Origin of the sequence: Hafnia alvei, assembly GCF_964063325.1 — a bacterium.
GTDB classification, from domain to species: domain Bacteria; phylum Pseudomonadota; class Gammaproteobacteria; order Enterobacterales; family Enterobacteriaceae; genus Hafnia; species Hafnia alvei_B.
In genome coordinates, this window is the sequence record NZ_OZ061315.1 from 3,891,276 (window position 1) to 3,915,588 (window position 24,313).

General features: G+C 49.7%; 19 protein-coding genes. 5 read left to right on the forward strand and 14 right to left on the reverse strand.

Annotated features, from left to right (window positions below; genetic code table 11):
* Genes mraY through mraZ form a run of 7 tightly spaced genes read right to left on the reverse strand, consistent with a single transcriptional unit; the run spans position 1 to position 7,461 of the window.
* The gene (gene mraY / locus AB3Y96_RS18255; protein WP_004094552.1) at positions 1 to 1,083 is read right to left on the reverse strand and encodes a phospho-N-acetylmuramoyl-pentapeptide-transferase; all 1,083 of its coding nucleotides are present in this window, start codon (positions 1,081 to 1,083) and stop codon (positions 1 to 3) included.
* Complete coding sequence (gene murF, locus AB3Y96_RS18260) at positions 1,077 to 2,453, reverse strand: UDP-N-acetylmuramoyl-tripeptide--D-alanyl-D-alanine ligase (RefSeq protein WP_367299890.1); 1,377 nt, start codon at positions 2,451 to 2,453, stop codon at positions 1,077 to 1,079. The genes mraY and murF overlap by 7 nt, the downstream gene beginning before the upstream one ends.
* A complete protein-coding gene (murE, locus tag AB3Y96_RS18265; RefSeq protein WP_367299891.1) occupies positions 2,450 to 3,937 on the reverse strand; it encodes a UDP-N-acetylmuramoyl-L-alanyl-D-glutamate--2,6-diaminopimelate ligase in 1,488 nt (495 codons plus the stop codon). Before murE ends, murF begins: the two co-directional genes overlap by 4 nt.
* Positions 3,924 to 5,687, reverse strand: a complete 1,764-nt coding sequence (locus tag AB3Y96_RS18270; protein ID WP_072310048.1) for a peptidoglycan glycosyltransferase FtsI — start codon at positions 5,685 to 5,687, stop codon at positions 3,924 to 3,926. The genes murE and AB3Y96_RS18270 overlap by 14 nt, the downstream gene beginning before the upstream one ends.
* Positions 5,688 to 5,738: 51 nt before the next feature.
* The gene (ftsL, locus tag AB3Y96_RS18275) at positions 5,739 to 6,059 is read right to left on the reverse strand and encodes a cell division protein FtsL (RefSeq protein ID WP_072310047.1); all 321 of its coding nucleotides are present in this window, start codon (positions 6,057 to 6,059) and stop codon (positions 5,739 to 5,741) included.
* Positions 6,056 to 7,000 (reverse strand): 16S rRNA (cytosine(1402)-N(4))-methyltransferase RsmH, encoded by a 945-nt coding sequence (rsmH, locus tag AB3Y96_RS18280; RefSeq protein ID WP_367299892.1) that lies wholly within the window; start codon positions 6,998 to 7,000, stop codon positions 6,056 to 6,058. The genes ftsL and rsmH overlap by 4 nt, the downstream gene beginning before the upstream one ends.
* 2 nt (positions 7,001 to 7,002) lie before the next feature.
* Positions 7,003 to 7,461 carry a division/cell wall cluster transcriptional repressor MraZ gene (mraZ, locus tag AB3Y96_RS18285; protein WP_004094563.1) on the reverse strand — a complete coding sequence of 153 codons (459 nt, stop codon included), beginning with the start codon at positions 7,459 to 7,461 and terminating at the stop codon, positions 7,003 to 7,005.
* Positions 7,462 to 8,340: 879 nt separating this feature from the next.
* Here mraZ and AB3Y96_RS18290 point away from each other — a divergent pair.
* Complete coding sequence (locus AB3Y96_RS18290; RefSeq protein WP_367299893.1) at positions 8,341 to 8,808, forward strand: L-alanine exporter AlaE; 468 nt, start codon at positions 8,341 to 8,343, stop codon at positions 8,806 to 8,808.
* A gap of 62 nt (positions 8,809 to 8,870) precedes the next feature.
* Here AB3Y96_RS18290 and cra read toward each other — a convergent pair whose 3' ends face one another.
* The 5 genes from cra to leuO all read right to left on the reverse strand — a co-directional run bounded on the left by cra (position 8,871) and on the right by leuO (position 15,745).
* Positions 8,871 to 9,875 carry a catabolite repressor/activator gene (gene cra / locus AB3Y96_RS18295; protein WP_025800372.1) on the reverse strand — a complete coding sequence of 335 codons (1,005 nt, stop codon included), beginning with the start codon at positions 9,873 to 9,875 and terminating at the stop codon, positions 8,871 to 8,873.
* A gap of 185 nt (positions 9,876 to 10,060) precedes the next feature.
* The gene (ilvN, locus tag AB3Y96_RS18300; protein WP_168780284.1) at positions 10,061 to 10,552 is read right to left on the reverse strand and encodes an acetolactate synthase small subunit; all 492 of its coding nucleotides are present in this window, start codon (positions 10,550 to 10,552) and stop codon (positions 10,061 to 10,063) included.
* Between the two features lie 2 nt (positions 10,553 to 10,554).
* On the reverse strand, positions 10,555 to 12,273 hold the full coding sequence (ilvI, locus tag AB3Y96_RS18305) for an acetolactate synthase 3 large subunit (RefSeq protein WP_367299894.1): 1,719 nt from the start codon (positions 12,271 to 12,273) through the stop codon (positions 10,555 to 10,557).
* A 348-nt stretch (positions 12,274 to 12,621) separates the two neighbouring features.
* On the reverse strand, positions 12,622 to 14,424 hold the full coding sequence (locus tag AB3Y96_RS18310) for a long-chain fatty acid--CoA ligase (RefSeq protein ID WP_367299895.1): 1,803 nt from the start codon (positions 14,422 to 14,424) through the stop codon (positions 12,622 to 12,624).
* Positions 14,425 to 14,791: 367 nt separating this feature from the next.
* A complete protein-coding gene (gene leuO / locus AB3Y96_RS18315; RefSeq protein WP_072310041.1) occupies positions 14,792 to 15,745 on the reverse strand; it encodes a transcriptional regulator LeuO in 954 nt (317 codons plus the stop codon).
* A gap of 774 nt (positions 15,746 to 16,519) precedes the next feature.
* Between leuO and leuA the strand changes: the two genes are divergently transcribed.
* From leuA to leuD, 4 genes are read left to right on the forward strand one after another with little or no spacing between them, the layout of a single operon-like run.
* A complete protein-coding gene (leuA, locus tag AB3Y96_RS18320; RefSeq protein WP_367299896.1) occupies positions 16,520 to 18,106 on the forward strand; it encodes a 2-isopropylmalate synthase in 1,587 nt (528 codons plus the stop codon).
* 2 nt (positions 18,107 to 18,108) lie between these two features.
* Positions 18,109 to 19,200, forward strand: coding sequence for a 3-isopropylmalate dehydrogenase (leuB, locus tag AB3Y96_RS18325; protein WP_072310039.1), 1,092 nt, complete (start codon positions 18,109 to 18,111; stop codon positions 19,198 to 19,200).
* A 2-nt stretch (positions 19,201 to 19,202) separates the two neighbouring features.
* Positions 19,203 to 20,615 (forward strand): 3-isopropylmalate dehydratase large subunit, encoded by a 1,413-nt coding sequence (gene leuC, locus AB3Y96_RS18330; RefSeq protein ID WP_367299897.1) that lies wholly within the window; start codon positions 19,203 to 19,205, stop codon positions 20,613 to 20,615.
* A gap of 15 nt (positions 20,616 to 20,630) precedes the next feature.
* Entirely contained in the window at positions 20,631 to 21,233 is a 603-nt protein-coding gene (gene leuD / locus AB3Y96_RS18335; RefSeq protein WP_367299898.1) for a 3-isopropylmalate dehydratase small subunit, read from the forward strand.
* A 137-nt stretch (positions 21,234 to 21,370) separates the two neighbouring features.
* Here leuD and AB3Y96_RS18340 read toward each other — a convergent pair whose 3' ends face one another.
* Together AB3Y96_RS18340 and AB3Y96_RS18345 are read right to left on the reverse strand one after the other, a co-directional pair.
* On the reverse strand, positions 21,371 to 22,843 hold the full coding sequence (locus AB3Y96_RS18340) for a DASS family sodium-coupled anion symporter (protein WP_072310036.1): 1,473 nt from the start codon (positions 22,841 to 22,843) through the stop codon (positions 21,371 to 21,373).
* Positions 22,844 to 23,088: 245 nt separating this feature from the next.
* A complete protein-coding gene (locus AB3Y96_RS18345; protein WP_367299899.1) occupies positions 23,089 to 24,267 on the reverse strand; it encodes a sugar efflux transporter in 1,179 nt (392 codons plus the stop codon).
* Positions 24,268 to 24,313 lie beyond the last annotated feature (46 nt).

Genomic DNA, 24,313 nt, shown 5'->3' on the forward strand with positions numbered 1-24,313 from the left:
TTAACGCACCTTCAAGGTTGCTAGGCCAATCAGCACCAGCATCAGAGAGATAATCCAGAAGCGCACGATAACGCGAGGTTCTGGCCAGCCTTTCAGTTCATAGTGATGATGGATTGGCGCCATGCGGAAAATTCGCTGGCCCCGCAGTTTGAAGCTACCCACCTGCAAAATAACCGAGAGGGTTTCCATCACAAACACGCCGCCCATAATCACCAGCAGGAATTCCTGACGCAGCAGCACCGCAATCGTACCCAGCGCACCACCCAGAGCGAGCGAACCGACATCACCCATAAAGACCTGAGCCGGATAGGTGTTAAACCATAAGAATCCAAGCCCTGCACCGACAATTGCCGTGCAGACAATAACCAGTTCACCGGCGTGGCGCAGATACGGAATGTGCAAGTAAGCAGCAAAGTTCATGTTACCGGTCGCCCAAGCGACTAGCCCCATCCCCGCCGCAACGAAAACGGTAGGCATAATAGCCAATCCGTCTAAACCATCGGTGAGGTTAACGGCGTTACTGGTACCCACGATCACAAAGTAGCTCAGCAGGATATACAGCAGACCCAGCTGCGGCATGACATCCTTGAAGAACGGAACCACCAGCTCGGTTGCCGGAGTCCCTTTACCAATTGAGTACATGGCAAAGGAAACCACCAGCGCAATCACCGACTGCCAGAAGTACTTCCAGCGCGCAATCAGGCCTTTGGTGTTTTTACGTACCACTTTGCGATAGTCATCAACGAAACCGACAACGCCATAGCCAAGCAATACAAACAATACACACCAGACGTAAGGGTTAGAGGGATATGCCCACATCAACACCGAGATGGTGATGGAGGTCAGGATCATCAGACCGCCCATCGTTGGCGTACCACGCTTGCTGAAATGCGACTCAGGGCCGTCGTTACGAACAACCTGACCAAAAGACATTTTTTGCAGACGAGCAATCATTCGTGGCCCAATCCACAATGACAGGAACAGCGCCGTCAACAAGCTGACAATGGCGCGAAACGTCAGGTAGGAAAAGACGTTGAAGCCGGAATAATATTTGACCAAGTGTTCGGCCAGCCAGACTAACATGATTGATTCTCCTGCAATTCCTGCACAGATAAGCCTCGTACTACCTGCTCCATAGCGGCACTACGTGAACCTTTAACTAAAATGGTGATCGCCGCATGTTCGCATAACAGGTTTTTTAGGCGCTCAATCAGAGCCGTTTTGTCCGTGAAATGTTCACCACAACCACTGGCCTCGCTGATGAGATGGCTTAAACGGCCAACGCTCAGCACTTTATCAACTCCCGCCTCGCGAGCCGCAATGCCCACCTGACGATGACAATCTTCTTCTTCAATGCCCAACTCGCCCATATCACCCACCACCATGACGCGATAGCCAGGCATTGAGCCCAACACCTGCGCTGCCGCGGTCATAGAGCCCACGTTGGCGTTATAGGTATCGTCGAGGATCAGCTGTTCTGCATTCAAACGGATCGGGAATAAACGTCCGGGAACCGCTTTGAGTTCGCTTAATCCGTTGCGCACATTCTCAAGGGTGGCACCCACCGACATCGTCAGCGCAGCCGCCGCGAGCGCATTCGCAATATTATGGCGGCCCGGCAACGGTAGAACCACCGGCGCAGTACCAAACGGCGTGTGCAGATCAAACTCGGTGCCTTGATGTGTCACTCGTACATCGCTGGCAAAGAAATCGACGGACTCAGCGGCCTGCGGAGAGAAACGCCAGACGCGCTGGTTAGCAATCTTTTCTTGCCAATGCGGCCAGTCGTTATTATCAGCATTGATGATGGCTGTACCGTGTGCGGCTAAACCATCAAAAATCTCACCTTTGGCTTTGGCAACGCCGGCTAAGGAACCGAAACCTTCCAAATGCGCCGCAGCCAGATTATTGACTAAGGCACTTTCTGGCTTAACTAAATCTACCGTATAGGCAATTTCGCCCACGTGGTTGGCGCCCAGCTCAATCACCGCATATTCATGCTGTGGCTCAAGGCGTAACAACGTCAGCGGCACGCCAATGTCATTGTTAAAATTACCGGAGGTATACAGCACGTTGCCGCACTGACGCAGAATTTCCGCGCTCATCTCTTTCACCGACGTTTTGCCTGATGAGCCGGTAAGCGCGATAACGCGAGCTGGCATTTGCTGACGAACCCATGCGCCCAGCAACCCCAGCGCAATGCGCGTATCAGCAACCACAATTTGCGGAGCATCAATAGGTAAGTGTTTACTTACTAGCAAAGCGCCAGCGCCCTGATTCACGGCATCGGCCGCAAAATCATGGGCATCAAACTTTTCGCCTTTCAGCGCGATAAACAAGCAGCCATCGGTCAGCTTGCGCGTATCGGTCACAACATCACTAATTTGCGTGTCTGTGCCAATCAGCTGGCCGTTAACCGCCTCGGCGATAGCCTGCAAAGATACAGGGATCATGCTATCACCCCCAGCAGGCGTGCTACGGTCACGCGATCTGAATAATCTAAACGGCGATTACCAACCAGTTGATAATCTTCATGGCCTTTGCCTGCCACGAGAATCACATCATCGGCCTTCGCCTGCATGATGGCACCGGTGACGGCTTCAGCACGGCCAGAAACGGCCTGTGCGCGGCCTGCATCAAGCATACCGTTCAGAATATCAGTCATGATGGCACGAGGCTCTTCACTACGCGGGTTATCGTCAGTAACAACGACTCGGTCGGCATATTGCTCAGCAATCGCTCCCATAAGTGGGCGCTTACCTTTATCGCGATCGCCACCGCAGCCAAACACGCACCACAGCTGGCCTTTGCAATGCAAACGCGCCGCTTCAAGCGCCTTCTCTAATGCATCTGGCGTATGCGCATAGTCGACAACGACGGTTGGCTTGCCGGGAGCAGTGAACACTTCCATACGGCCACACACAGGCTGCAATTGAGCGGAGCTTTTACACAAAGCATCCAAAGGATAACCAAGAGCCAACATGGTAGCGGCAGCGACCAGCAAATTGCTGACGTTAAATGCGCCCATCAAGCGGCTTTCCAGCAAGCCTTTACCCCACGATGAGTCAAAGCTGATGCTTGCGCCGCCGTCGTGGTAATCAACGTCGGTCGCTGAAACCCAGCGCCCAGACCAATTTTCTGGCAAACGCTGTTCCATGGTTACGGCAACGGCATCAGGAGACTTAGCCAACCAGCGCTGACCGACTTCATCGTCAGCGTTGATAACTTTTTCACCGCTATGGTGGGTGGAGAACAGCAGCCACTTGGCTTGTTCGTAATGCGCCATGTCACCATGGTAATCCAGATGATCACGGCTCAGATTGGTGAATACCGATGCAGCAAACGGCAGAGCGGCAACGCGGTCTTGCACCAAACCATGGGAAGAAACTTCCATCGCCGCCAGCGTGGCGCCTTGAGAGACCAAACTGCGCAGCAAATGCTGCACATCAACCGCAGAGCCGGTTGTGTTTTCACTTGGATGAACCTGACCCAGCAGTCCATTGCCCACCGTCCCCATTACCGCACTGGTTTCGCCTAACAGCTGGCCCCACTGTGCCAACAATTGGGTAATGGTCGTTTTGCCGTTGGTTCCTGTTACGCCGATTAAGCGCAAATCAGCACCCGGCTGATGGTAAAAGCGTCCTGCCAGCGCAGATAAGCGCTGGTTTAACTGACTCAGGTAGATAACGGGAACGCCGTGGCTCTCACGAACAGTGCCATCTTCTGCTTCCCCATCTGCCTCAGCGATGACTGCAGCAACGCCTTGCGCTATCGCTTGCGGAATATAATGGCGACCATCTGCCGCATGGCCAACGATCGCCACAAACAGATCACCCGCAGCCGCAACGCGGCTGTCTAATGTCATCTCTCGCAAAACGCGCTCCGGAGCATCTGCTACCCAAGGAGCCAAAAGCGCGCGCAAATTACGATCTGCCACCTGAACCCTCTTTTTTATTGTTCACTAATTCGTTTTTATCACCCGTGGGCAACGCATCCGGCTCAACGTTCATGGTGCGCAGAACGCCGCCCATGATAGCGCCAAAGATCGGAGCAGATACCGCACCACCGTAATACTTCCCTGCCTGCGGATCGTTAATCACCACAACCAGAGCAAATCGAGGATTACTTGCTGGCGCAACGCCAGCGGTATAAGCAATGTATTTGTCTACATAGCGGCCATCTGGACCGACTTTTTTCGCGGTCCCTGTTTTAATCGCGATGCGATAGCCTTTAATTGCTGCTTTAGTTCCCCCACCCCCCGGCAGTGCAACGCTTTCCATCATGTGCACAACCGTACGAACGATGGGCTCAGGGAATACGCGTTCGCCCGGAACCGGTGGATCGACTTTGGTAATCGACAGCGGGCGATAAATCCCGAGGCTGCCAATCGTTGCATAGACACGCGCTAGCTGTAACGGCGTTACCATTAGCCCATATCCGAAAGAAAAGGTGGCCCTCTCTATGTCAGACCACCGTTGTTTTTTTGGGTACATGCCACTGCTTTCTCCGACCAGCCCCAAATTGGTCGCCTTACCCAATCCAAAGTGCGAGTAAGTTTCTACCAGCGCAGAGGACGGCATCGCTAACGCCAGCTTTGATACACCGACGTTACTCGACTTCTGTAGAATCCCCGTAATGGAGAGTTCTGAGTAACGGGCAACGTCTTTAATCTGATGCCCGTTAACAAAATAAGGGAGCGTATTCAGTACGCTATTCTCTTTCACCACGTTGTGCTGTAACGCGGTCATTACCACCATCGGCTTCACCGTGGAACCCGGTTCAAAGATGTCGGTGATCGCGCGGTTACGCATGGTTTCTTTTGGCGTATTGGTTAAGTTATTTGGGTTATACGAAGGGCTATTGGCCATCGCCAGCACTTCACCGGTATTTACGTCAACCAGCACAGCAGTACCGGATTCTGCTTTGTTAAACGCCACCGCGTTATTCAGCTCACGATAAACCAGCGCCTGTAGACGTTCATCGATGCTAAGCGCCAAGTTATGTGCGGCTTGGCTATCCACCGAGGAAATATCTTCAATCACGCGGCCGAAACGGTCTTTACGGACGGTACGTTCACCCGGCTGACCGGTTAGCCAGCGGTCAAAGCTTTTTTCAACGCCTTCGATTCCCTGACCATCAATGTTAGTAACACCGATGATGTGAGCGGTTACTTGCCCTGCAGGATAATAACGGCGGGATTCTTGCTTGAGGAAAATACCCGGCAGCTTCAGCTTATGGATGTAATCAGCCATCGCCGGATTCACCTGACGAGCGAGGTAGACAAATCGCCCTTTAGGGTTGGCATTGATACGCGCAGCCATTTTATCCAGCGGCATTTCTAACGCATCGGCCAGCGCCTTCCAACGTGAATCCAGCGTTATACCACCGCGTTCGTTCACTTCTTTCGGGTCGGCCCAAATCGCATTAACGGGCACGCTCACGGCCAACGGTCGGCCAGCACGGTCGCTAATCATCCCACGCGAAGTCAGAATAGGCTGTGTACGCAAAGAACGCGCATCGCCTTCACGCACTAAGCGGTCGGGATTAATCACCTGTAAATAGGCCACGCGGCCTAACAAACCCATCAAGGCAATAAATATGCACCCACAGAGCAACGCAAAACGCCAGCTGACAAAGCTGGCCTGATCTTCCTGACGCTTTAACTTTCCGGGTCGCACTGCTTTCATTGATTACACATTTACCTACGTCGAAGGTGGTTTGTTGAAAACACTGTTAACTCATTGCTTAACAACGATGTTTTCTTGAGATGGATCTACGTGCTGCATCTGCAACTTCTCTGTGGCGATACGCTCGACACGGCTGTGATCGCCCAACGCATTCTCTTCCAAGATCAGGTTGCGCCACTCAATATCCAGAGCATCGCGTTCAAGCACCAGTTGCTCACGCTGTGCGGTCAGCAAGCGCGTTTTGTGCGTGGTCGTCACCACAAACACTGCAGATACCAAAACACCGATAAATAAGATCAGAGGCAGTTTACCGTGGCGGAGAATATCTCCGCCGATAACGGCAACTAGCGTATGGCGCTCATTGCCAATCATTCTGTCGTCCTTTCGGCAAAGCGCAGCACCGAGCTACGAGCACGTGGGTTAACGTTAACTTCCTCACCGCTCGGTTTCATTTTGCCCAATGCCTTCAGCTTACGTCCGCCCTGACTGCGCAGCTGCGCCTCTGTCAAAGGAATACCCGCAGGGACCTGTGGTCCACGGCTATGGTGACGAATAAACTGTTTTACAATACGGTCTTCCAGCGAGTGGAAACTGATAATCGACAGGCGACCTTCTGGGGCCAGAATCTCCAGCGCGCCGTTCAGTGCACGTTCGATCTCCTCCAGTTCGCTGTTGATATAAATACGAATCGCTTGGAAGCTGCGCGTTGCCGGATGCTTGTGTTTTTCACGGAATGGGCTGGCGTTTGCAATCAGCGTTGCCAGCTCATGTGTGCGGGTCATTGGCTCTAGGCGATTACGCTCCACGATGGCGCGCGCAATACGCTTGGCAAAACGCTCTTCGCCAAACGTCTTCAGCACCCAAGCAATATCCTCTTCTTGTGCTTTCATCAGCCATTCAGCCGCGGACAAACCACGCGTTGGGTCCATACGCATGTCCAACGGTCCATCTCGCATGAAAGAGAAGCCGCGTTCGGCGTCATCGAGCTGTGGAGAGGAAACGCCCAAATCGAGAAGAACGCCGTTGATTTGGCCTTCTAGGCCGAGTTCACGTACATAGTTCGCCATATCGGAAAACGGGCCATGAACGATAGAGAAACGTGGATCGGTGATTTCTGCTGCGGCGGCAATAGCCTGCGGGTCACGATCGATAGCCACTAAGCGTCCTTCTGGCCCAAGCTGGGACAAAATAAGACGTGAATGACCACCGCGACCAAAAGTGCCATCAATGTAAATGCCGTTACTGCGCAGATTGAGGCCATTAACAGCCTCATCCAGCAACACGGTCTTGTGTTGGTAATTTTCTTCTGACATGACTATAACGACAAATCCTGTAGCCGCTCGGATAAAGGCTCCGTTGCGGTCTGTTGTGCGTCAATATCTTCCTTGACCTGTTGATACCAGTTTTCTTCATCCCACAGTTCAAACTTATTGAACTGCCCAACTAGCATCACTTGTTTTGTAAGCCCAGCATGCTGACGCAACGTACTTGCAATCAACAATCGACCGGCGCTATCCATCTGGCATTCGCTGGCATGACCTAGCAGCAGACGCTGAATGCGACGCTCGACAGGATTCATACTCGAAAGACGCGATAGTTTTTGTTCAATCACTTCCCACTGCGGAAGGGTATAAAGCAACAGGCATGGCTGGTGGAGATCGATGGTGCAAACCATTTGACCTTGCGATTCCTCAAGCAGTAATTCGCGATAGCGCATTGGAACCGCTAAGCGTCCTTTACCGTCAAGGTTGATGGTTGTTGCGCCACGAAACATACCCAAATTACCCCTCGTTGCCCCATCTCACCACTTTACACCACAAATTCCCACATAAGGAAGTTTACGGAGGGTAGGAAAACCTTGTCAAGCCAGAGCGGATGCGGTTTGGGATTATTTTTGCCTGAAGTGAAATTAAAACCAATCACTACGAAAACTCTGAAAGAGAAATAATAAAATTAACATCATGATAAATTAAGGGAAATTCTTGGAAGGGAGTGTTACTAACGAGAAACACAAAACTTTTACCAAAAATTAAAATTTAACCAGACTTTGCAATATAGCTCTCATTTTGAACATGTCTTGTATAATTTACATACGCTTTACAGTAGTAAATAGAAAGCTAATTTGCCGCAAGCTAATCGCAGTCTGGAAATTAAAAACACCTTTAAAAATCAATAAAATAACTTAATTACTATTCAACATAATTTTTCTGACAACTATTTTATCTCACTTTATCCCGAGATAATAATCGGTTTGAGGATTAATTATCTAACTACCTTTTTTCAAAAGTAATTGAGTAATTCCCTCTCACAATTTTTTCTACCTCAGATAGTTCTCAAATATTCATTTTTATTTTATTCAGACCATTATTAGAACAGCATAAATGACCCGATTTCTTACCCTGTACGATTTTCACCCAACAAATTGAATAAAAACATAAAAATTAACGCCATGGTGAGAAATCATGCGTTTTGCCTACCCTTGCCATTTGCGCAGCCTTTTGTAGCAAATCCATCTTTAAATAAAAATTTTTCACTAGTTAAAAAACACGCACCAAACATGTATGCTACTTGTATAAAAATAAGTAGCTCATATAACCATTATGATCACATAAACCAAGCGTTAATGACTAGTTTCAATATGGAGTTAGCCGTTATGTTTTCATCCGATTCTCGTGCTCGCAGCGCCGCCGCCGATATTTTTGCACTGGTGGTTTATTCCTTCATCGTCGGTATGGTGATTGAAGTTTTTCTATCAGGAATGAGCTTTAGCCAATCACTGTCATCTCGCCTGCTTTCCATTCCGGTCAATATTCTTATTGCCTGGCCCTATGGAATATATCGTGATTGGTTTATTCGTCAGTCACAGCGTTATAGCCCAACAGGAGCTGCAAAAATCGTGGCTGACCTAGTTGCCTATGTCTCTTTTCAGTCGCCGGTATATGCCATTATTTTGTGGTCTGTGGGTGCCGACGGCGCGCAAATTATCGCGGCGGTCACCAGCAACGCCGTGGTATCTATGGCAATGGGTGTCGCCTACGGCTATTTTTTAGATTATTGCCGCAGGCTGTTTAAAGTGTCTGCCCATGCTAATAAAGTTCAGGTCAATAAAGTTCAGGCGTAAAAAAAACGCCGGTTTAGCACCGGCGCCTTCTCACTTCATCGTTTTACTTAATTCTTTCGGCATTACATTCGGTTAAGACGGCCACGTTTGAGCAGTACACGGCGCATTCGGCTTAAACCCGCTTTCGGCTTCTTCGGTTCATCCAAACTCGCTAACACTAATTCCAGTACGCGTTCGGCGATATCACGATGGCGCTGTCCCACCGACAAAACGGGGCAATCGAGGAAATCCAGTAGTTCATTGTCACCAAAGGTGGCGATCGCAAGGTCGGTTGGCAAATGACCATGATGCTTCAACGTGACATCCAGCACCCCCTGCAGAAGCGGGAATGACGTAGTGAACAAAGCCTGCGGCATTTCATTATCTTTCAGCCAATTAGAGAACGCCACGCCTGCAGCATCACGTTCGTAGCTATTGGTGTAAAGATATTGCACTTCACGCGGATCGTCACGCCATGCGTCTCGAAATCCCTGCTCGCGTAAAAAGCTCACCGACAGCTCAGGCAAAGCCCCGAGATACAGAACCGATTTAGCTGGGAATTTGCGTAATTCTTCCGCCAACATCTCAGAATCCTCACGATCGGCTCCCACAACGCTAATAAAGTTTTCAGGATCTAACGCGCGATCCAGCGCAATGATCGGCAAAGGATCGTTGACCCAGCGCTGATAGAACGGGTGTTCCGGCGGCAGCGCGGTTGAAACAATAATGGCATCAACCTGACGCTGTAATAGGTGCTCGATACACCGCATTTCATTGTCTGGCTGATCTTCTGAACAGGCGATCAACAGCTGATAGCCTCTTTGACGTGCCTGACGCTCCAAATAGTTTGCAATGCGGGTGTAGCTGGTATTTTCCAAATCAGGAATGACCAGCCCAATAGAACGGGTGCGGCCAGCACGTAAACCTGCAGCCACGGCGTTTGGATGATAGTTATGCTCACGTACCACAGCCATCACTTTTTCAACCGTTTTATCACTCACACGGTACTGTTTGGCCTTACCGTTAATGACATAACTGGCCGTCGTCCGCGAAACTCCAGCAAGACGCGCGATTTCATCCAACTTCACGTTATCCCCTTACGCATCAAATTAATTAAGAAGACCGAATGGCCATCGATACAAATGATCTAACCGCATAAAGAAGAAAGGAGCAACCGCTTTTGCTGAATGGCATCAGCAAATAAGAAAAAGTAAGAGGCCCAGCACAAAGCTGAGCCCCTAAATAGCACTATTACGCAGAAAATTGACCTGTGTTAACGCATTATTTTGTCACCACGAGATACCCCAACCACGCCTGAACGAGCGACTTCAACAATTTCAGCAACCTCTCGCACGGCACTTAGGAAGGCATCGAGCTTATCGCTGGTGCCAGCTAGCTGAACTGTGTAAAGCGCCGCAGTGACATCCACAATCTGTCCGCGGAAAATATCGGTGCTACGCTTCACTTCTTCACGTCCGTAGCCCGTTGCCTGTAGCTTCACTAACATGATTTCACGCTCAACGTGCGAACCCTGCACCAACTCACTCACGCGCAGCACATCGACCAGTTTGTGGAGCTGTTTTTCAATTTGCTCAAGCACTTTCGCATCGCCGACGGTTTGGATCGTCATGCGCGAAAGCGTGGGATCGTCCGTAGGGGCTACGGTCAAACTTTCAATGTTATAGCCACGCTGAGAGAACAGGCCGACCACGCGGGACAGTGCGCCTGATTCGTTTTCCAGTAATACAGATAAAATCCGGCGCATTATTAAGTCCTCTCCGTTTTGCTTAACCACATTTCGTCCATTGATCCACCGCGAATTTGCATTGGATAAACGTGCTCAGTTTCATCAATGGTCACGTCGACAAATACTAAACGATTCTTCACCGCCAGCGCCTGCTCCAGCTTGCTTTCCAGTTCATCAGGCGTGCGGATAGCGATCCCAACGTGCCCGTAAGCCTCAGCCAGCTTCACAAAATCCGGTAATGATTCCATGTAAGACTGTGAATGACGCCCGGCATAAATCATGTCTTGCCACTGCTTAACCATGCCAAGGAAGCGGTTGTTAAGATTCACCACCACAACTGGCAAATCATATTGCAGCGCCGTTGACAGCTCTTGGATGTTCATCTGGATACTGCCGTCGCCGGTGACACAAATTACAGTTTCTTCCGGCAAGGCTAATTTGATCCCCAGCGCAGCCGGTAGGCCAAAGCCCATGGTGCCTAGGCCTCCCGAATTCACCCAGCGGCGCGGTTTATCAAAACCGTAGTACAAGGCGGCAAACATCTGGTGCTGACCCACATCCGAAGCAACGTAAGCTTCACCTTTGGTTAATCGGTGGAGAGTTTCAATAACCTGCTGCGGTTTAATGCGGCCGCTGGTCGTGTCATAGCTCAGGCATTTACGGGCACGCCATTGAGCAATGTTTTGCCACCAATCACGCAGGCCATCGAAATCTTGCTTGGCTTCTTTCTGCCCTAGCAGCTCCAAGAAAGTCGCCAACGCCTCTTTGGCATCACCCACAATCGGAATATCAGCATCAACGGTTTTGGAGATCGAGGTAGGATCGATATCGATATGTAGCACTGTCGCATTAGGACAGTATTTTGCCAGATTATTAGTGGTACGATCGTCGAAACGCACACCGACGGCAAAAATAACGTCAGCGTTGTGCATCGCCATATTAGCTTCGTAAGTGCCATGCATACCCAGCATGCCGAGGCTTTGAGCATGAGATGCAGGGAAGCCACCTAAGCCCATCAGTGAAGTTGTCACTGGAATATTCAAGCGTTCGGCTAACTGGCGCAGTTCCTCATGACAGCCTGAGCTAATCACGCCGCCACCGGCATAAATAATCGGCTGTTTCGCCGCCAGCAACGTTTGTAGCGCGCGCTTAATCTGGCCACGATGCCCTTGCAACGTCGGGCTGTACGAGCGCATTTTGACATTTTCAGGATACGAATACGGCAGTTTGATCGCCGGATTCATGATGTCTTTGGGCAAATCAACCACGACCGGGCCCGGACGCCCTGTCGAGGCCAAATAGAAGGCTTTTTTGATAATGGTTGGAATATCTTCAGTGTGCTTCACTAAAAAACTGTGCTTCACCACCGGGCGTGAAATCCCGACCATGTCACACTCCTGAAAGGCATCATTACCAATCAGAGACGTGGCGACTTGTCCGGAAATAACGACCATCGGAACCGAGTCCATATAAGCGGTCGCAATACCGGTGATAGCATTTGTTGCCCCAGGACCTGAAGTCACCAACACCACGCCCACTTCTCCGGTCGCACGCGCAAATCCGTCGGCCATGTGCACTGCGCCCTGTTCGTGGCGCACGAGGACGTGTTCAATTCCTCCAACAGTGTGCAGGGCGTCATAAATATCAAGAACGGCCCCGCCCGGATAACCGAATACATGCTTTACGCCCTGATCGATTAGCGATCGAACGACCATCTCGGCTCCTGACAACATCTCCATGGGTTTGCCTCCAGGCTGACTTTGCGTAGGTATCATATTCAGGGTGGATCCCTGTTTTTTTGTGTGTTGTGTTTGATTCATTACCTTAACGTGGGAATAACAAGTGCGCAAACGACAAACCTGTGGGGAAAAGAGAGGAAGTGACAACCTTGCTGTATTCAGCCATTTTTTAGGGATAAAACGCTGAGAGTTATGGAATTAGCTCCGCGCTTATCGCTGCGCTCAGCCAAATTACAGAACTAAATCATTCTCTCACGCCAAAATACGTTAGGACCGTTTGAGAAAACAAAACGGCCAGTAAAAATACTGGCCGGTGAGCAAAATCAGTTTACAACGATCAGTTTACAACTATCGTTCCAAATACATGGATTCGATTTCCATCTGGTAACGCGAGTTAATAATCTTGCGACGCAGTTTAAGCGTTGGTGTCAGCTCGCCTTGTTCCATGGAGAAAGCCTCTGGCAGCAGTGTAAAGCGTTTAACCTGCTCAAATTTGGCTAAGCCTTTCTGCATTTCACGCAGGCGTAACTCAAACATCTCAACGATATGACTATGACGCAGCAGATCTAAGCGATCGTGATATTTCAGGTTGATCGACTTAGCGTACTCTTCCAAAGATTCAAAACACGGAACGATCAGCGCAGACACAAATTTACGCGCGTCGGCGATAACCGCAACCTGCTCGATAAAACGATCCTGCGCTAAGGTGCCTTCAACCATCTGTGGCGCAATGTATTTACCGTTAGAGGTCTTCATCAAATCTTTCAAGCGCTCGGTAATAAACAAATTACCGTTCTCATCTAATGCCCCTGCGTCACCGGTTTTTAACCAGCCATCTTCAGTAAAGGTCGCGGCGGTTTCCAACGGCTTGTTAAAATAACCACACATGACGATAGGGCCACGTACCTGAATTTCATTTTCATGACCGATACGGACTTCAACGTCAGGCAATGGTTTACCAATAGAACCAAAGCGGAAATCGTTCTCTTCCCAGCAAGATACCGTGGCACAGGTTTCTGTCATGCCATAACCGTATTTAATGTTGGCACCCAGCGCTTGGAAAAACAGGATGACATTATCATCCAGCTTTGCACCTGCGGCTGGCAGAAAACGCACTCGCCCACCTAAAATTCCACGTAGTTTGCTGAGAACTAGCTTGTCGGCTAACTTATGCATCGCGATCAGCGCAGGGCTTGGTTTGTTCCCAGTACGCTCGGTCAGGAAACATTTTTCCCCCACCCAAATAGCCCACTTGAACATGGCACGCTTATGCCACTTCGCCTGAGCCACTTTTTCATGAATAGCGCTAAAGATTTTCTCGTAAAAACGCGGAACTGCACACATAACGGTAGGCTTCACCGATTGCATCGCCTCGCGAACCTGATTGGTATCGCCAAGGTACACATTCTGCGCCCCAGAGTGCATGACATAGAAACTCCATGCGCGTTCAAATACGTGAGAAAGCGGCAGGAAGCACAGAGAAACATCATCGGCCGTTACGGTTAAACGCTCATCATGCAAGCGAAGCTGCGCGCCCATATTGGTGTAATTTAGCATCACGCCTTTTGGCTCGCCCGTCGTGCCTGAGGTATAGATAAGCGTGAACAGATCGCTCATATCAGCGTGTGCAATACGTTCAGCCAACTGAGGCAAATAAGATTCTTGTGCGCTAGCAGCGAAATCTTCAAGTGTGCAGGCGATTTCACAGCCCTGCATGTCAATGCTGTCCGACATAACAATAATGCGTTCTAACTGCGGACAAACACCACGCAGAGCCAGCGCCGCATTATATTGAGATTGGCCATCAACAAACAGGATGCGCACGTCAGCATCATTAAGCACAAAGGCGGTCTGTCCCGCGGTGTTTGTGGAGTACACCGGAACGGTTATTGCTCGCAGATGCAAAATAGCCAGATCAACCAAGGTCCAAGAAACTGAATTGTGAGCAAAAATAGCCACGCGATCCTGCACATCAACGCCTAAAGCGCACAATGCCAGCGCGAGTTTCTCAACCCGACGCCCTACCTGTTGCCAGGTAAATGAAGTTTCGCCTTGAGCAGACCACTCACGTAGCGCAACACGCTGCGGTATGGTTTTGATCTGCTGCTGAATTCGTTCAACTAAATGATATTTATTTAACTCATTGATCATAGAAGAAGTTCATTGAATTTATCGGAATGGATGTCGCAGTAAGATATGAGTGAAAAATCTTATTCAGCTTACAGCTGTGCGCTCTTTTCGCCGAAGTCTACCTGTTCTAGCCGAAGGGTCAACGATTATTGAACATCAAAATGTGAGTAAAGACGGGTTTCTTGAATAATTATCCATCAAGCTATGGCAGAGAATAATGTAAATACTGGGTCCGTTCGCCACGAATGAAAAGAATTCAAAATAATATAAAAAACTAATAAAACCGCTATTAGCATCTATAAACCACTACCAGCGCGACAAACCCCAGATATGCAAAGAGAGAGCTTAATGCTCTCTCTTTATTAACTTAATTATTTAAACATGAAGTTTAAAATTTACTACCAAAGTCACTCAGTACGGCTTTCATCCATTGATGACCGCTATCACGCTCTGCGGCATGGTGCCAGCTCAGATAGCAGGTACGTTCTCTCTCCAAATCACTGAGTAACACCACAGAAAGATTCAAGTGTTCTGCATAATCCTCAACCAGCCAGCGTGGGGCAATAGCCACCATTTCAGTTTTAGATACCACGCTCAGTACGCTGTTCATATCGGTACCTTGATATGCAACACAACGGGCTAACTCACTCGCCTCATAATAACTACGGCTTAGCGATGAGAATAAATTCAAACCAACAACAGCATGTTGCTCAACCAATAGCTGCTGATAGCTGACCATATTATTAATTCTTGGGTGATTCTTAGATACGGCTAAAACGAACTCATCTTTAAATAGAGGTTCGCAAGAGTATTCTTCACTTTCAAAATGACTGTAGCTAATCAAGAAGTCTTTTTCTTGATAGCGTAATTTACGTTCAATATTTTCATTTACTGATGAGTTTAAATGTAACTGAACGTGAGATGCGCTCTCTTTAATTTGATTAAATAGCTTTGCTGTTAGTCGAATATCTAATGGGCTACAAATCGCCACATTAAATACACGTTCACTTACTAGCGGGTTAAAGCCAGCGCCAGGGAGTTCATTCTGAACAATCTGCAATGCTTGGCGAATCGAACCAAACAGCTGATATGCCCGATGCGTTGGCTGGATACCGCGGCCATAGCGCATGAAGAGTTCGTCGTTGAACATGACTTTCAATCGAGCAACAGCGTTACTCACCGCGGGCTGAGACATACCTAAGGCATGTGCCGCACGCGTGATATTTTGCACCTGCATAACCGCATCAAAGACAGTCAGCAAATTAAGGTCAACGTTTCTGAGTTGAACCAGTTCTGTACTTCCATTCTCGGCCAAAGACATAGCTTCGTTTTGTACTGACATACATCACCTAATATAATTTATATTTCAGCATCGCGATTAGAAAATAAAACCACGAATTAATTAAGATATGAAAACAGCCGAAAATTCAAACCCCGCTCAGCCGTCCAGTTTGGGAATTTTTAAACGCTATCCCTAGCTATAAAAATAAACACAGCAATAAATACAAATTGATTTATTTAGAATTAAAATGACACAAAAGGCCATCTGTCACTCATCAACCTTTCATTCATTCAACACCAATGCATTCTAGTGATTAATGATTTAGTTGTACTTAAAATTCAAGGAAGCAATAGTTAACTAACAAAGAATAATAAGTATGTATATTTTAAAAAATACGCTTCTCATCCAATTAGTTATCACCGAAACAAACCAAGTTATAGAACAGCCCTATCGTAATTAGCCAACTAATGTTTCATTAAAATTTCTGAGACACCTCACAATCCTGTACTACTTCATAAGAAGAATATTTATCACTAGGCCCATCGGATATGAGTTTTTCTCACCTACTGAAATACCCGTTGACAAGACTTTAGCTATCCAGTATCACTTTAAGTATTGAAATTACTCACTCAGATTAAGAGCGGAATCACATGATCCAGACGACTCGCCTCCTCAGCCTCCTCCTTCTCGCATCCAGCATGCGCGGTGAGCCTGTGGGCGGTAATCAAAACTGATTCCAACCAAACACAAGAAAGCCCGCGCAAATGCGCGGGCTTTTTTTTACATCAAAAGCAGCGCAACGCGATAAATAAGAACGATTGAGGAGCAACCTGCATGAGCCAACAAGTGATTATTTTCGACACCACGCTGCGCGATGGTGAACAAGCATTACAAGCAAGTCTGAGCGTCAAAGAGAAGATGCAAATCGCGATGGCATTAGAGCGCATGGGGGTTGACGTTATGGAAGTTGGCTTCCCCGTATCTTCCCCTGGTGACTTTGAATCGGTACAAACCATTGCGCGTAACATCAAAAACAGCCGAGTCTGCGGACTGGCACGCTGCGTAGATAAAGATATCGATGTCGCCGCTGAAGCGCTGCGCGTCGCTGAAGCCTTCCGCATTCATGTATTTTTGGCCACCTCCACGCTGCATGTTGAATCAAAGCTGAAAAAATCCTTTGAGGATGTCGTGGCAATGGCGGTGCATTCCGTGAAACGTGCGCGTAACTACACGGATGACGTTGAGTTTTCCTGCGAAGATGCGGGCCGTACTCCGTTAGACAATCTGTGCCGCATCGTTGAGTCCGCCATCAAGGCCGGTGCCACCACCATCAACATTCCCGACACCGTCGGTTACACCACGCCTTATCAATTTGGTGGCATCATCACCAATCTGTACGAGCGCGTGCCTAACATCGATAAAGCCATCATTTCCGTTCACTGTCATGACGATTTGGGCATGTCGGTCGCCAACTCCATTACTGCGGTTCAGGCCGGTGCACGTCAGGTCGAAGGGACAATCAACGGTATTGGCGAGCGAGCAGGCAACTGTGCATTGGAAGAAGTCATCATGGCCATCCGTACACGTTCCGAAATGCTGGGTGTGCATACCAATATTCGCCATCAGGAAATTTACCGCACCAGCCAATTCATCAGCCAAATGTGCAATATGCCCATCCCGGGTAATAAGGCCATTGTGGGCTCTAATGCTTTCGCGCACTCTTCTGGCATCCACCAAGACGGCGTGCTGAAAAACCGCGAAAACTACGAAATCATGACCCCAGAATCGATTGGTTTGAATCAGGTACAGCTGAATCTGACCTCTCGCTCTGGCCGCGCTGCCGTGAAACATCACATGGAAGAGATGGGTTATCAGGAAGGTACCGACTTCAATCTGGACACCTTATACGATGCCTTCCTGAAACTGGCTGACAAAAAAGGGCAGGTATTCGACTACGACTTAGAGGCGCTGGCCTTTATTAATAAACAGCAGGAAGAGCCTGAGCACTTCAGCTTGGATTACTTCAGCGTCCAGTCGGGTACCAGCGTGATGGCAACCGCATCGGTGAAATTAAACATCGGCGGAGAAATCAGCGCAGAAGCCGCTACTGGCAATGGGCCTGTCGACGCTGTTTATCAAGCTATCAACCGTATCGCTGGCTATGACATTGATATTATTAAATATCAGCTTTCAGCAAAAGGCCAAGGCAAAGATGCTCTGGGTCAGGTTGATATCGTTGCCAATTACAACGGCCGCCGCTTCCACGGCGTCGGCATTACTACCGACATCGTCGAGTCTTCTGCTCAGGCGTTGATTAACGTACTGAATAACATCTGGCGTGCGCAGCAGGTCGAAAAAGAAAAACAGCGCATCCACCAAACACAAACATCACCTTCTCATTCTAATCAGGAAGCGATCTAATTATGAGCCAAACACATCACATTGCCGTTTTACCCGGAGACGGCATCGGTCCAGAAATTATGGCGCAGGCCTACAAAGTCATCGACGCCGTGCGCCAGCGCTTTGGCCTGAGAATTTCTACCAGCGAATATGACGTCGGTGGCGCAGCCATCGACAAGCACGGCACGCCTTTGCCCGCAGCCACCATTGCAGGCTGTGAACAAGCCAGCGCGATTCTGTTTGGCTCCGTCGGTGGCCCAAAATGGGAGAACCTTCCGCCCGCACAGCAGCCTGAACGCGGCGCATTATTGCCATTGCGTAAACACTTCAAACTGTTTAGCAACCTGCGCCCAGCGCGCTTATATGAAGGATTAGAAGAGTTTTGCCCGCTGCGTAGCGATATCGCCGCTCGCGGCTTCGATATTCTGTGCGTGCGTGAATTAACCGGCGGGATCTACTTCGGCCAGCCGAAAGGCCGAGAAGGCCAAGGTATGCATGAGCGAGCTTTCGATACCGAGGTTTATCATCGCTTTGAAATCGAACGTATCGCACGTATCGCCTTCGAAGCCGCGCGCAAACGTCGTGGCAAAGTGACCTCCATTGATAAAGCGAACGTGCTGCAAAGCTCTATTTTGTGGCGCGAAATTGCTACTGAGATCGGCAAAGACTACCCAGACGTCGAGCTGAATCACATGTATATCGACAACGCGACCATGCAGCTGATTAAAGATCCGTCGCAGTTTGACGTCATGCTGTGCTCCAACATCTTCGGCGATATTTTGTCGGACGAGTGCGCCATGATCACCGGCTCGATGGGCATGCTGCCTTCCGCCAGCCTGAATGAACAAGGCTTCGGTCTGTATGAACCTGCGGGTGGCTCTGCCCCGGATATCGCAGGAAAGAACATTGCCAATCCTATTGCTCAAATTCTGTCATTTGCCCTGCTGCTGCGCTACAGCCTGAATGCAGACGATGCGGCTAACGCCGTTGAGCAAGCTGTTAATCAAGCATTAGAGCAAGGCTTCCGCACCAGCGATTTAGCGGGTGATGGTAAAGCGATTTCAACCTCAGAGATGGGCGATGCAATTGCCCGCTTTATCGCACAGGAGGCCTGATCATGGCGAAAACTTTATATCAAAAATTGTTTGATGCTCACGTCGTTTATGAAGCTGAAAACGAAACGCCGCTGCTGTATATCGACCGCCACTTGGTGCACGAAGTCACGTCACCACAGGCGTTTGATGGTCTGCGTGCAATGGGCCGCCCTGTTCGCCAAACCAGCAAAACCTTTGCCACCATGGATCACAACGTTTCTACGCAGACCAAAGATATTAACGCCTGCGGCGATATGGCACGTATCCAGATGCAAGAACTGATGAAAAACTGCAAAGAATTTGGCGTGCAGTTATACGATCTGAATCATCCCTTCCAAGGTATCGTTCACGTTATCGGCCCCGAGCAAGGCATGACATTACCGGGTAACACCATTGTTTGCGGCGATTCTCACACCGCCACCCATGGCGCATTCGGCGCATTGGCCTTCGGTATCGGCACTTCCGAAGTCGAACATGTTTTAGCGACTCAAACGCTGAAGCAAGGCCGAGCAAAAACCATGAAAATTGAAATTGCTGGCGATGCCGCCGAAGGCATTACGGCCAAAGATATCGTGCTGGCCGTGATTGGCAAAATCGGTCACGCCGGTGGTACCGGACACGTAGTGGAATTCTGCGGCAAAGCCGTAGAAGCCCTGTCGATGGAAGGCCGCATGACGCTGTGCAATATGGCCATAGAAATGGGCGCAAAAGCCGGCTTAGTGGCACCAGACGAAACGACCTTTGATTATCTGAAAGGCCGTCAGTTTGCGCCAAAAGGCGAAAGCTGGACCAAAGCCGTGGAATACTGGCGCACGCTGAAGTCTGATGAGGGCGCACAGTTTGACGCCACCGTCACGCTGAACGCCAGCGACATCGCCCCTCAGGTTACATGGGGAACCAATCCAGGTCAGGTGATTGCCATCAACCAGCCAATCCCTGCACCTGAATCATTTAGCGATCCCATGGAGCGTGCCTCAGCAGAAAAGGCGCTGGCTTACATGAATTTAGCAGCCGGAGTTAAGCTGACCGACGTTGCCATCGACAAGGTCTTTATCGGCTCGTGCACCAACTCACGCATCGAGGATTTACGTGCCGCTGCGGCTATCGCCAAAGGGCGTAAGGTTGCCAACGGCGTGCAAGCCATTGTGGTTCCGGGTTCAGGTCCTGTGAAAGCACAGGCGGAATCCGAAGGTCTGGATAAAATTTTCATCGAGGCCGGTTTTGAATGGCGTTTACCGGGTTGCTCAATGTGCTTGGCGATGAACAACGATCGTCTGAATCCAGGCGAGCGCTGCGCATCCACCAGCAACCGTAACTTTGAAGGCCGCCAAGGCCGCGGTGGCCGTACGCATCTGGTCAGCCCTGCAATGGCCGCCGCCGCCGCAGTAAGCGGGCACTTTGCCGATATTCGTGAATTAGCGACCGCAGCGGTCTGATAAGGAGCACTACTCATGGCTAAATTTATTCAGCACAGCGGCATCGTTGTTCCTTTGGACGCCGCGAACGTCGACACCGATGCGATTATCCCTAAGCAGTTTTTACAGAAGGTCACCCGTACCGGCTTTGGTCAGCATCTGTTTAACGACTGGCGTTTTTTAGACGATGCAGGCCAGCAACCTAACCCTGATTTCATCCTGAACCAGCCTGCATTCACAGGCGCAAGCATCTTACTGACGCGCGAAAACTTCGGCTGTGGCTCATCACGCGAGCACGCCCCATGGGCATTAACCGATTACGGCTTTAAAGTGGTGATTGCGCCAAGCTTCGCAGACATTTTCTACGGCAACTCATTTAACAATCAGCTGTTGCCCGTCACGCTAAGCGAATCCGAAGTCGATGAATTGTTTGAACAGGTCAAAGCCAACCCCGAAATATCGTTTACCGTCGATCTGGAAACGCAAACCGTTCATGCGGGAAGCAAAACCTATAAGTTCGAGCTAGACAGTTTCCGCCGCCACTGCATGATGAATGGCTTGGATAGCATTGGTCTGACGCTACAGCACGAAGCGGCTATATCTGCTTATGAGGAAAAATTACCGGAGTTTTTGCGCTAATTTAATCCCTTACTTACCCCACCAAGCGCCCCCTTACCAGAGGGAGAATTAGATCGAGATTACATCACGAAACGGTTCCCTCCCCTGCGAAGGGGAGGGTTAGGGTGGGGTGCTGTGGAGGAACTAAAATTCACTCATCACCAATACCCCAACCACTTCCACCACAAACTTCCGATCACAATCCAAATCAGTAGGTTCACTACGCTGAGAATAAATCCGGTTTTCCACCACTCGCCCAAAGTTACGTAGCCCGAACCAAAGATAATCGGCGCAGTGCCCGTACCATAGTGCGTCAATGACATCATCAATGATGAAGAAAACGCCAGCACTAAACCTAACAAGGCAGGCGGCGCGCCCAGTGCCAGACCCGCAGCGAAGAATGCGGCGAACATCGCGGTGATGTGCGCCGTGGTGCTAGCAAAAAAGTAGTGCGAATAGACATAAACCAACGTCAGCAAGATCATCCCGCCTACCCATCCCATACCGAGATGAGAAATGGCATTGCCAACGCTTTGTGAAAGCCAGCTGATCAAGCCCAGCTTGCCTAAATAGGTTGCCATCATCACCAGCGCGGCAAACCACACCACCGTGTCCCAAGCGCCTTTGTGTTTCAGCACGTCGTCCCAGCTTAGAACGCCGGTCGCCAAGAGGATCGCCAGCCCGATAAACGCCGCCGTGGTTGGATTAACCACCCACGCACTGCCGAAAAGGAATGCAGGTATTCCCGCCCAAAGGCACAGCAATAACGCAAATACCCCTAGCGTGATTTTTTCTGCTAACGAAATACTCCCAAGCTCCGCCAACTTATCTTTGGCAAAGCGCGGCGCGTTGGGCGTTCGTTTGATGGTTGGCGGATATAGCCAGTAAACAATCAACGGCATCACCAACAGAGAGATTATCCCCGGCACCAAGGCAGCAATCGCCCACATTGACCATGTGAGTTCAAACGTTGAGCCAGTGCCTTTCAGCAATAAATTTACAATCAATGGGTTTGGCGCCGTGGCGGTAATAAACATCGCCGATGTAACCGGGTTAATGTTGTAATTCACCAGTGCCAGGTATCGACCAATCTTCTGCGTGGAGCCCGGTTCTGGCTTCGAACCAAAACTGTCGGCAATGGACTTCATAATAGGGTGAATGATGCCGCCACCGCGCGCGGTGTTACTTGGTGTTACCGGCGCTAACGTGGTTTCTGCCAACGCCAACGCATAGGCAATGCCCAACGTTTTCTTACCAAACAGCGAAATGAAATAGTAACCGATACGTGCCCCAAGCCCGGTTTTATTCAGGCTGAGCGATATCATGATGGAAATCCCGATTAACCAAATCAGCTGGTTGGAAAAACCACTCAGCGCATCATCCAAAGCCGCGGTGGGTTTGCCCGGATTGGTCACCTGCGTCAGCGCAACTAAGGCAATAGCAATTATTGATACCGCGCCAATCGGCATCGCTTTACCGATGATAGCGGCGATGGTACCCACAAATAGCGCAAGCAGATGCCATGCATTGGGGCTCACGCCTTCAGGCACGGGAATGACAAACCAGATAATCAGGGCGATGGCGATGGAAATTAGAGAAGGTATAGGCTTTAGCGGTGTTAATTTACCCATATTATTATCAACTCTTCCTAGGTGAGTCGGCATCTCCGTACCGGTGGAGATAAATAAAAGCAGAGGAGTTTAGTGCGCAGGCAAGGTGAATTGAAATGTTTTGTTTGCAGGTAACGCCTATGCACTTGCATTAACGCTATCTGAATAGCTCGGCTAAGGCGTTGCGCAGTATCAAAAAACGACAAATTGGTTATTTTCTTAGCAGTTAAATAGGATCGCATTTTCATACGACCCTAAATCTCAAACTAGGCCTCTCGTACACGAGAACACAAAATTAGGGCCATAATCGCCAGCGCCGCCGCCAGCCAATAAACCGCATGATGTCCCACAGTTTCAGCTAATGCCCCCTGCAGAACACCCGCCATAATCACACCGGTTGAAATACTGTTGGTAAATAAGGTAGTCGCGCTGCCCGCCCTACCCGGCATCAAATCCTGAAAATAGAGCATGCCGATACCGGCAATAATGCCAATAAAAACGGCGTTAAATAGCTGTAATACCATCAGCGCCAGCTTAAATTTAAACAGCACCAAACCCGCATAAAACAAGATACCGGCCGCCACCGCAAACAGCATCATGTTACGTTTACCAAAGCGTTTCACGTAGTAGCCCGCCAGAATCATGGCGGGGATCTCTAGACCCGCAGCGGTACCCATCAGCAGACCAGCCAAATTCTCAGGCAGGCCGAGATCTTGCGTGATATACAGCGGCATATCAATAATATACATGGTGTTGCAGGTCCACATCAGCATGGAGGATATGAACAGCAGAACCACATTCTTGTCACCAAACGCGTTGGTCGGGATAACGACCGCTTCGCCCACGCTTTCGGTGCGCGGCATCGACGGCAACATCAACGCTACCAGTACGATCGCCAGCGCAAATACGCCTGCGGCAATCAAATACATAAGCGTAAAGCCGTAGTTCAGCGCCAGCATAAACGACAACGGCGGGCCAATAACCCATGCCAAGGAAAGCTGCGCACGCATCACCGAGCTAAACATCACCACTTCGCTTGCCGAACGATCGGCATATTCACGCGCCAAGGCAAAAATCTGTGGCATTCCCGTATTCGCCAGCGCGGCTAAAAATACCCCGGCAGAAATCAGCAGCAAATAACTGCGACAGAAAGCGAATAGCAGGCAGTTTCCAACCGCCATAGCGCAGCAAAACATAATCAGTTTACGGCGATCGCCCTGACGATCGGATCGTTTGGCCAGTAGGAAACTCACCGCGATCCCGACGATCGCATTGACGGTATAAAACAGCCCAACCCACAGGGGGCGAACCTTAACCTCGGTCGTCAAAAATAAGCTCAGCGTGGGAGCCTGAAGCGCGCCCGCAATCCCCGTTAGAAAGGCAACAATAAGAAACGCGGCGTAGATAGGGTTAATTCGGCGGCGGGCAGTCAACAAAGAGGTCATCCTGATTTCCTAAGCTGGCATGAGCAAATACGGCGTGTCGTACGAT

Coding starts and splice junctions, on each gene's coding strand:
- mraY (WP_004094552.1), bottom strand. CDS start 1,083: ATGTTAGTCTGGCTGGCCGAACACTTGGTCAAATATTATTCCGGCTTC.
- murF (WP_367299890.1), bottom strand. CDS start 2,453: ATGATCCCTGTATCTTTGCAGGCTATCGCCGAGGCGGTTAACGGCCAG.
- AB3Y96_RS18270 (WP_072310048.1), bottom strand. CDS start 5,687: ATGAAAGCAGTGCGACCCGGAAAGTTAAAGCGTCAGGAAGATCAGGCC.
- ftsL (WP_072310047.1), bottom strand. CDS start 6,059: ATGATTGGCAATGAGCGCCATACGCTAGTTGCCGTTATCGGCGGAGAT.
- rsmH (WP_367299892.1), bottom strand. CDS start 7,000: ATGTCAGAAGAAAATTACCAACACAAGACCGTGTTGCTGGATGAGGCT.
- mraZ (WP_004094563.1), bottom strand. CDS start 7,461: ATGTTTCGTGGCGCAACAACCATCAACCTTGACGGTAAAGGACGCTTA.
- AB3Y96_RS18290 (WP_367299893.1), top strand. CDS start 8,341: ATGTTTTCATCCGATTCTCGTGCTCGCAGCGCCGCCGCCGATATTTTT.
- ilvN (WP_168780284.1), bottom strand. CDS start 10,552: ATGCGCCGGATTTTATCTGTATTACTGGAAAACGAATCAGGCGCACTG.
- ilvI (WP_367299894.1), bottom strand. CDS start 12,273: ATGGAGATGTTGTCAGGAGCCGAGATGGTCGTTCGATCGCTAATCGAT.
- AB3Y96_RS18310 (WP_367299895.1), bottom strand. CDS start 14,424: ATGATCAATGAGTTAAATAAATATCATTTAGTTGAACGAATTCAGCAG.
- leuO (WP_072310041.1), bottom strand. CDS start 15,745: ATGTCAGTACAAAACGAAGCTATGTCTTTGGCCGAGAATGGAAGTACA.
- leuA (WP_367299896.1), top strand. CDS start 16,520: ATGAGCCAACAAGTGATTATTTTCGACACCACGCTGCGCGATGGTGAA.
- leuB (WP_072310039.1), top strand. CDS start 18,109: ATGAGCCAAACACATCACATTGCCGTTTTACCCGGAGACGGCATCGGT.
- leuC (WP_367299897.1), top strand. CDS start 19,203: ATGGCGAAAACTTTATATCAAAAATTGTTTGATGCTCACGTCGTTTAT.
- leuD (WP_367299898.1), top strand. CDS start 20,631: ATGGCTAAATTTATTCAGCACAGCGGCATCGTTGTTCCTTTGGACGCC.
- AB3Y96_RS18340 (WP_072310036.1), bottom strand. CDS start 22,843: ATGGGTAAATTAACACCGCTAAAGCCTATACCTTCTCTAATTTCCATC.
- AB3Y96_RS18345 (WP_367299899.1), bottom strand. CDS start 24,267: ATGACCTCTTTGTTGACTGCCCGCCGCCGAATTAACCCTATCTACGCC.